General features: G+C 45.9%; 4 protein-coding genes, 21 tRNA genes and 1 rRNA gene. 23 read left to right on the top strand and 3 right to left on the bottom strand.

Annotated features, from left to right (window positions below):
- The first annotated feature begins 208 nt into the window (after positions 1 to 208).
- The 22 genes from rrf (at position 209) to BM358_RS25970 (ending at position 2,448) form a co-directional block, all read left to right on the top strand.
- Positions 209 to 325, top strand: a 5S ribosomal RNA gene (gene rrf / locus BM358_RS26085).
- Positions 326 to 361: 36 nt separating this feature from the next.
- Positions 362 to 438: transfer RNA gene (locus tag BM358_RS26080), tRNA-Ile, on the top strand.
- 22 nt (positions 439 to 460) lie between these two features.
- Positions 461 to 536 (top strand) — tRNA-Ala (locus tag BM358_RS26075).
- Between the two features lie 4 nt (positions 537 to 540).
- Positions 541 to 616: transfer RNA gene (locus BM358_RS26070), tRNA-Asn, on the top strand.
- 34 nt (positions 617 to 650) lie between these two features.
- Positions 651 to 724 (top strand) — tRNA-Met (locus BM358_RS26065).
- A gap of 3 nt (positions 725 to 727) precedes the next feature.
- A tRNA-Ser gene (locus BM358_RS26060) sits at positions 728 to 819 on the top strand.
- A 32-nt stretch (positions 820 to 851) separates the two neighbouring features.
- Positions 852 to 923: transfer RNA gene (locus BM358_RS26055), tRNA-Glu, on the top strand.
- Positions 924 to 934: 11 nt separating this feature from the next.
- Positions 935 to 1,010, top strand: a tRNA-Val gene (locus BM358_RS26050).
- Between the two features lie 4 nt (positions 1,011 to 1,014).
- Positions 1,015 to 1,090 (top strand) — tRNA-Asn (locus tag BM358_RS26045).
- Between the two features lie 3 nt (positions 1,091 to 1,093).
- Positions 1,094 to 1,166: transfer RNA gene (locus tag BM358_RS26040), tRNA-Thr, on the top strand.
- A gap of 11 nt (positions 1,167 to 1,177) precedes the next feature.
- A tRNA-Glu gene (locus tag BM358_RS26035) sits at positions 1,178 to 1,249 on the top strand.
- Positions 1,250 to 1,260: 11 nt separating this feature from the next.
- Positions 1,261 to 1,336: transfer RNA gene (locus tag BM358_RS26030), tRNA-Val, on the top strand.
- A gap of 55 nt (positions 1,337 to 1,391) precedes the next feature.
- A tRNA-Gln gene (locus BM358_RS26025) sits at positions 1,392 to 1,466 on the top strand.
- A gap of 4 nt (positions 1,467 to 1,470) precedes the next feature.
- A tRNA-Lys gene (locus BM358_RS26020) sits at positions 1,471 to 1,546 on the top strand.
- Between the two features lie 99 nt (positions 1,547 to 1,645).
- Positions 1,646 to 1,731, top strand: a tRNA-Tyr gene (locus tag BM358_RS26010).
- A 99-nt stretch (positions 1,732 to 1,830) separates the two neighbouring features.
- A tRNA-Lys gene (locus BM358_RS26000) sits at positions 1,831 to 1,906 on the top strand.
- A gap of 14 nt (positions 1,907 to 1,920) precedes the next feature.
- Positions 1,921 to 2,007 (top strand) — tRNA-Leu (locus BM358_RS25995).
- Between the two features lie 6 nt (positions 2,008 to 2,013).
- A tRNA-Gly gene (locus tag BM358_RS25990) sits at positions 2,014 to 2,088 on the top strand.
- Between the two features lie 10 nt (positions 2,089 to 2,098).
- A tRNA-Cys gene (locus BM358_RS25985) sits at positions 2,099 to 2,169 on the top strand.
- A 26-nt stretch (positions 2,170 to 2,195) separates the two neighbouring features.
- Positions 2,196 to 2,272: transfer RNA gene (locus BM358_RS25980), tRNA-Arg, on the top strand.
- Between the two features lie 22 nt (positions 2,273 to 2,294).
- Positions 2,295 to 2,368 (top strand) — tRNA-Pro (locus tag BM358_RS25975).
- Between the two features lie 9 nt (positions 2,369 to 2,377).
- Positions 2,378 to 2,448 (top strand) — tRNA-Gly (locus BM358_RS25970).
- 200 nt (positions 2,449 to 2,648) lie between these two features.
- Here the strand turns inward: BM358_RS25970 and BM358_RS25965 are convergent.
- The 3 genes from BM358_RS25965 to BM358_RS25955 all read right to left on the bottom strand — a co-directional run bounded on the left by BM358_RS25965 (position 2,649) and on the right by BM358_RS25955 (position 4,991).
- Positions 2,649 to 3,752 (bottom strand): PAS domain-containing sensor histidine kinase, encoded by a 1,104-nt coding sequence (locus BM358_RS25965; RefSeq protein WP_028542675.1) that lies wholly within the window; start codon positions 3,750 to 3,752, stop codon positions 2,649 to 2,651.
- Complete coding sequence (locus tag BM358_RS25960; RefSeq protein WP_023986657.1) at positions 3,745 to 4,398, bottom strand: response regulator; 654 nt, start codon at positions 4,396 to 4,398, stop codon at positions 3,745 to 3,747. The genes BM358_RS25965 and BM358_RS25960 overlap by 8 nt, the downstream gene beginning before the upstream one ends.
- Positions 4,399 to 4,541: 143 nt before the next feature.
- Positions 4,542 to 4,991 (bottom strand): GAF domain-containing protein, encoded by a 450-nt coding sequence (locus BM358_RS25955; protein WP_028542674.1) that lies wholly within the window; start codon positions 4,989 to 4,991, stop codon positions 4,542 to 4,544.
- Between the two features lie 299 nt (positions 4,992 to 5,290).
- Here BM358_RS25955 and BM358_RS25950 point away from each other — a divergent pair, with 299 nt between their 5' ends.
- Positions 5,291 to 6,031, top strand: coding sequence for a Crp/Fnr family transcriptional regulator (locus BM358_RS25950; protein ID WP_023986659.1), 741 nt, complete (start codon positions 5,291 to 5,293; stop codon positions 6,029 to 6,031).
- The last annotated feature ends 546 nt before the right edge of the window (positions 6,032 to 6,577 follow it).

Here is a 6,577-nt window from a genome sequence, read left to right as displayed (position 1 = left end):
GGGGGTGGAAGTGCAGTAATGCATGGAGCTGACCAATACTAATCGGTCGAGGGCTTATCCTAAGAATAAAACGCAAATAAGTTTCGGATCCAGTTTTCAGGGTGTAAGTTTTGTATTGTATAAGCTCAAGTAGCTTATATGAAACAAGCGAACACACAGCATTTGGCGATGCTGATTCCTGTTAAAGAATTTACGATGTAAATTCATGTTTGGTGGCGATAGCGGAGGGGTTCCACACGTACCCATCCCGAACACGACCGTTAAGCCCTCCAGCGCCGATGGTACTTGGACCGCAGGGTCCTGGGAGAGTAGGACGTCGCCAAGCGATATCCTTTAAAGGATGATGAAGTTTTACATGTTAGGGCCTTTAGCTCAGCTGGTTAGAGCGCACCCCTGATAAGGGTGAGGTCGGTGGTTCGAGTCCACTAAGGCCCACCACTTCTAGAATAACAAAAAGATTGGGGCCATAGCTCAGCTGGGAGAGCGCCTGCCTTGCACGCAGGAGGTCAGCGGTTCGATCCCGCTTGGCTCCACCAATATTCCCTGATAGCTCAGTTGGTAGAGCACTCGACTGTTAATCGAGTTGTCACAGGTTCGAGTCCTGTTCGGGGAGCCATGTTTTGAATATTTCTGACTTTTATATATAAGGTGGCGGCGTAGCTCAGCTGGCTAGAGCGTACGGTTCATACCCGTGAGGTCGGGGGTTCGATCCCCTCTGCCGCTACTCGGAGAGATACCCAAGTGGCTATAAGGGGACCCTCTGCTAAGGGGTTAGACTGCGAAAGTGGTGCGAGGGTTCGAATCCCTCTCTCTCCGCCATAAATTTATTGGAATCAGAACTTATTTTGTAAGGCCCGTTGGTCAAGGGGTTAAGACACCTCCCTTTCACGGAGGTAACAGGGGTTCGAATCCCCTACGGGTCATAGGATATTATGGAGGCTTAGCTCAGCTGGGAGAGCATCTGCCTTACAAGCAGAGGGTCGGGGGTTCGAGCCCGCTTGGCTCCACCAATATTCCCTGATAGCTCAGTTGGTAGAGCACTCGACTGTTAATCGAGTTGTCACAGGTTCGAGTCCTGTTCGGGGAGCCATTTGCTCTCATAGCTCAGCAGGTAGAGTGCATCCATGGTAAGGATGAGGTCACCGGTTCGAACCCGGTTGAGAGCTTGTTATAGGATGGCCCGTTGGTCAAGGGGTTAAGACACCTCCCTTTCACGGAGGTAACAGGGGTTCGAATCCCCTACGGGTCATAGGATATTATGGAGGCTTAGCTCAGCTGGGAGAGCATCTGCCTTACAAGCAGAGGGTCGGGGGTTCGAGCCCCTCAGCCTCCACCATTTTTCATTCTCTTACCTGGATGAAATCTTGGGGAATTGTGAATCATATGCATATTGGGGATTAGCCAAGCGGTAAGGCAACGGACTTTGACTCCGTCATGCATAGGTTCAAATCCTATATCCCCAGCCATTAAGAGCCATTAGCTCAGTTGGTAGAGCACCTGACTTTTAATCAGGGTGTCGAAGGTTCGAGTCCTTCATGGCTCACCATTGTATTACATGCGCGTGTGGCGGAATTGGCAGACGCACTAGACTTAGGATCTAGCGTCTTTGACGTGGGGGTTCAAGTCCTCTCGCCGGCACCATTTTGGAGGATTAGCGAAGTGGCCAAACGCATCAGACTGTAAATCTGCTCCCTTACGGGTTCGGTGGTTCGAATCCATCATCCTCCACCAGTCTTTTCATAATCATATGGCGGTCGTGGCGAAGTGGTTAACGCAACGGACTTTGACTCCGTCATGCATAGGTTCAAATCCTATATCCCCAGCCATTAAGAGCCATTAGCTCAGTTGGTAGAGCACCTGACTTTTAATCAGGGTGTCGAAGGTTCGAGTCCTTCATGGCTCACCATTTATAATTATTTTGCGGTCGTGGCGGAATTGGCAGACGCGCACGGTTCAGGTCCGTGTGGGCTAACCCCCGTGGAGGTTCGAGTCCTCTCGACCGCACCATATTTTGCGGACGTGGCTCAGCGGTAGAGCATCGCCTTGCCAAGGCGAGGGTCGCGGGTTCGATTCCCGTCGTCCGCTCCATTATCCATACGGCGCCATAGCCAAGTGGTAAGGCAAAGCTCTGCAAAAGCTTCATCCCCAGTTCAAATCTGGGTGGCGCCTTGACTGCTCATTATGGATTTAAATATGCGCCCTTAGCTCAGCTGGATAGAGCGTTTGACTACGAATCAAAAGGCCGGGAGTTCGAATCTCTCAGGGCGCGCCATTTCTTAAAAAAAGTATAATGTCGGGATGTAGCTCAGCTTGGTAGAGCACCTGGTTTGGGACCAGGGGGTCGCATGTTCAAATCGTGTCATCCCGATACTGATTTGCGGGTGTAGTTCAATGGTAGAACTCCAGCCTTCCAAGCTGGTAGCGTGGGTTCGATTCCCATCACCCGCTTTTTGCTATAGCGGATTCTTGTTGCCTCAGTGGTGACACCTTATAAATAAAGAGAGCCTGTCTGGGGACAGAGCTCTCTCTTTTTTTGTATTTATCTTCATGTACCCACAATGTATTGATTATTCATAATCTCGGTATCGGTGTATATCGTTCTGATCATACAACTGGTATACGCCGATAACCGATCTAGTGGACAGTTTTTACACGGGAATGGTCAGCTGGATGGAGGTTCCCTCATCTGGAGCAGAGATCATGCTCATAAATCCCCCTACCCCTCTAGCTCGTTCTTCCATACTGAACAATCCAACTCCCTCTCCTTGGGACTTTCCAGAGAATCCAATGCCCTCATCCCGAATGGTCACTTGTATCATTTCATCTTGATCCTCAACGTCGACATATGCCTCCGCTACATCTGCATATTTGGCTACATTCGTTAATGCCTCCTGTACAATCCGATAAATTGCTATTTCCTTGCGAATATCAAGGCGTTTACGTAGAGTGCATTGAAAATGCACCTCAATCCCGTAATGAGAACAGAAGTTTTCAATATAGGTTCTTATAGCTGGGACGACACCCAAATCATCCAGAACTGAGGGACGAAGTTCCCACGCTAGACCACGAACATCTTTGATGATGTCGGTCACCTGCGAACGAAGACTCTCCAGAGCAGCACTAGGTTGTTCGGCAAGTTGGCTATCTAACTGAATAATAAGTGAAAACAAGCTTTGTCCTATCCCATCATGTAGCTCTCTTGAAAAGCGTTTACGTTCTTCTTCCTGTATTTGCATGACTTGCGTCATCATAGACTGGAGTTCCGCTTCTACTTTCTTCAGTTTAGTGACCTCATTGCGGATCGCTAAGTACTGATAGGGTTTACCTTCCTCGTCCATAAACGGAACGATCGTAGTATTCACCCAGTAGTAGCTGTTATCTTTAGCACGATTACGTATTTCTCCTTGCCATACCTCACCTGAACGGATTGTAGTCCACAGGTTTTTCATGAAGGCAGGGGTATGATAGCCTGAATTAATGAGACGATGATCCTGACCGATCAGCTCTTCACGACTGTATTGCGAAATCTCACAAAACTTGTCGTTCACGTACTGAATAATACCTCGATGATCGGTCAAAGCAACAATGGAAGACGTATCTAGAGCAAATTTTAGATTGGATAGTTGGTGGAGTGAGTTACGTAGTGCATGGAGAAAAGGGGACTCTGGTATATAAATTTCTAGATCATTCAGCAATGTATCGGTTGATTCACCAAAGGCATGCTGCAGTAAAGGATTAGAAGGTTCATTCATAATGGAGTAGCCCCTTTTTTAGTGCGAATTTGACTAGCTCAGGTCGTGTTTTCAAGTTAAGCTTCTCCATAAGGTTACTTTTATGGGACTCTACGGTTTTGACGCTAATCACTAGGTGCTCGGCAATTTCCTTGTTGGCATATCCTTTGGCTACCCACGATAGAATCTCCTTTTCCCGCTCAGATAGGGATTCATAGGGTCCGGCTATGCCTTCCTGTTTGATTTTGTCCAGATATTCACTCATCAGTCGTTTGGTTGCATTCGGGTACAAGTAGGCACTACCCTCGGCTACAGACTGGATGGCAGCGAGCAACTCCTCGTGAGGTGCGCTTTTTAAAATATATCCGGATGCTCCAGCCTGAATGGCCCGGAACAGATATTCTTCATCATCATGCATTGTTAAAATAAGGACTTCTGTGTCGGGCAACTTTTTTTTTAATTCAGTGGTTGCCGTGAGACCATCTTTGCCAGGTGGCATGCTAAAATCCATGAGCACGACATTAGGTTGTAGCTCCACTGCCTTGTGGATTGCCTCATCCCCGTCTGCTGCATCTCCTACTACCTTGATACCGTTTTTGCCGTCCAATAGGGCCATGAGGCCAGAACGTACGACAACGTGATCATCCACTACTAGTATACGAATCAATTTGTCATCCCCTCGAACGGTAAAAAAACCGTGCGTTTTGTCATAATCATAGCAAATTTTAGGGATTTCAATCAACAAAGATAGTTAGGGACAGTGATATCAAGTATTTTATGAGTTTCATTATCTACAGAAACATTGTTGATCTATGGAGTAAGAGGGTAAGCACATAGTTGGCTAAGGCGTTGAGCGACTTGAGTGGCCTCGGCTACATCAGACTCTGTGAACATCCTCACATCACGATTACCAAGAAGCAGCACACCGTTGGGCAGATCCCCTGTGCTGGAAAAGGGAATAGCAACAGCAGAGTGAAGCTGCTCGGCCAGCATTAGTGCACATTCCTGACGCAAACGTATACTACCTGATAGCAAAGCACTTACAGTCACGGTACGTCCCAAGCGAACAGCCATCCCGGCAATACCATGGCCAATCTTAAAAGAAATAAGACGATAGCGATTGCTTCGGCTACCGGAGGCGTAATACCAATGCAACTTACCACCCGACTTGGACATAAATGCAAGGGCAGTGAGATCACCATAAATAGTATCTCTCAACTGATTCAGTTCTTTTCGCATTTCATCCGTTATTTGTAGCATAGAAGACACATCCTTTTTCATAACCAAACTATATCTCTAATTCATTGTAGTTCCGACAGTTACAAAAGTAGATCAGGGAACCCCCTGATCTATAGGCGCAGGAAACACTGACTTTTCATCTGGTCGGGTAAGGAGTAGGGAAAAGGCCGATAAATGGGGCGTTAGCTTACTTTGGAAGTGATATTTATCACAGCAAATCAGGGAGTAGGAAGGTATAAAATCAGGTGTTCTCCCGATAACAACCCAGGCAATAAAACATTATGATATAGATATCAGGTAAACACGAGGAGGACGCTAACATGCAAGCCACTTGTATGGAACGGTTTGGGGACGAAGCGGAACGCACGGGAATTCAGATTTATTTGACAGAAGAACATTTGGATCTGCTAAAAGATATTATGTCCTGGAAGAAGGTAAAGGCAGGCGTTATGCTTTTCCGAGAGGGCGATGATGCAGAGCAGCTTTATTATATACATTCAGGTCATGTTAAACTTCGTAAATCGACAGAAGATGGTAAAGAACTGATTCTGACCATTCAGCATCAAGGCGACTTAATTGGGGAATTTAGCGGGATAGATGGAGAAGAGTATAGTTGCACTGCGGAAACAGCCGATGTGTGTGAGTTAGGCGTCGTGCTTGTTAAGGATTTGGAGTCGCTCTTGTCCAAAAATGGGGAAATGGCACTTCAGTTCATCCAGTGGATGGCGATGAAGCAACGCATTATGCAATCGCGTTTTCGGGACTTACTGTTGTATGGTAAAACTGGAGCGCTAGCGTCTACATTGATCCGTGCTAGCAATACATGTGGCGTGGCTGTGAAGGATGGCATTTTACTAAATATGAAGCTAAGTCACTCTGAATTAGGTGAGATGATTGGAGCGACGCGAGAGAGTGTGAACCGGATGCTGAGCGCGCTGAAAGAGCAGGGAACCCTAGATACAAGGGATGGAAAGATTGTCATTCACGATCTCAAGGTATTACGTGGCATGTGCTGCTGTCCTTCGTACGGCCAATGTGCCCATGAAATTTGTCGCCTCTAATATTATGAATACCATTAGGCGAGGTCCAAGAGACTTCGCCTTGTTGCATGTCTTCTAACAATCTAGCACATGGGGTAACGGGGTTAACGAACAAAATAGATTACAAAAAAACTAATTAACGTCGTATAGCGGTTAATTACCAATAATGTATTTATATTAAATGGAACTGAACACATGACATTTTATGAACTAGCTGTTTTGAAATAACATTGGAGCTAATAATGGTTGACTAAACGGTGAAAGGGATTTTAAGTTTGAAAAAGGGATTATTTACAAGTTGCTTTCTTTTGCTGAAAATGATATATTATTTGAGCTGACAACAAAACAGCAGTTTCAAAAGCGAAAAACTTGGGTGAAACGATCTTCAAAAAAAGAAAAAATAACCCTTGCATTTTTGAAATGAATATGATATGATATTATAGCTGCTGAAAAATGCAGCGAAAGAGAAATGTTTGATCTTTGAAAACTGAACAACGAGTGAGTAAAACGATTTTGCTTGCAAAATCAAACAAGAGATATTTTATCTCGTCAGTTTCAAAATGAGCT

It is taken from the genome of Paenibacillus sp. cl130, from assembly GCF_900116035.1.
GTDB classification, from domain to species: Bacteria; Bacillota; Bacilli; order Paenibacillales; family Paenibacillaceae; genus Paenibacillus; species Paenibacillus polymyxa_B.
The sequence above is the reverse complement of the archived record's forward strand: the minus strand, read 5'-3'. Positions and strand labels throughout refer to the sequence as shown.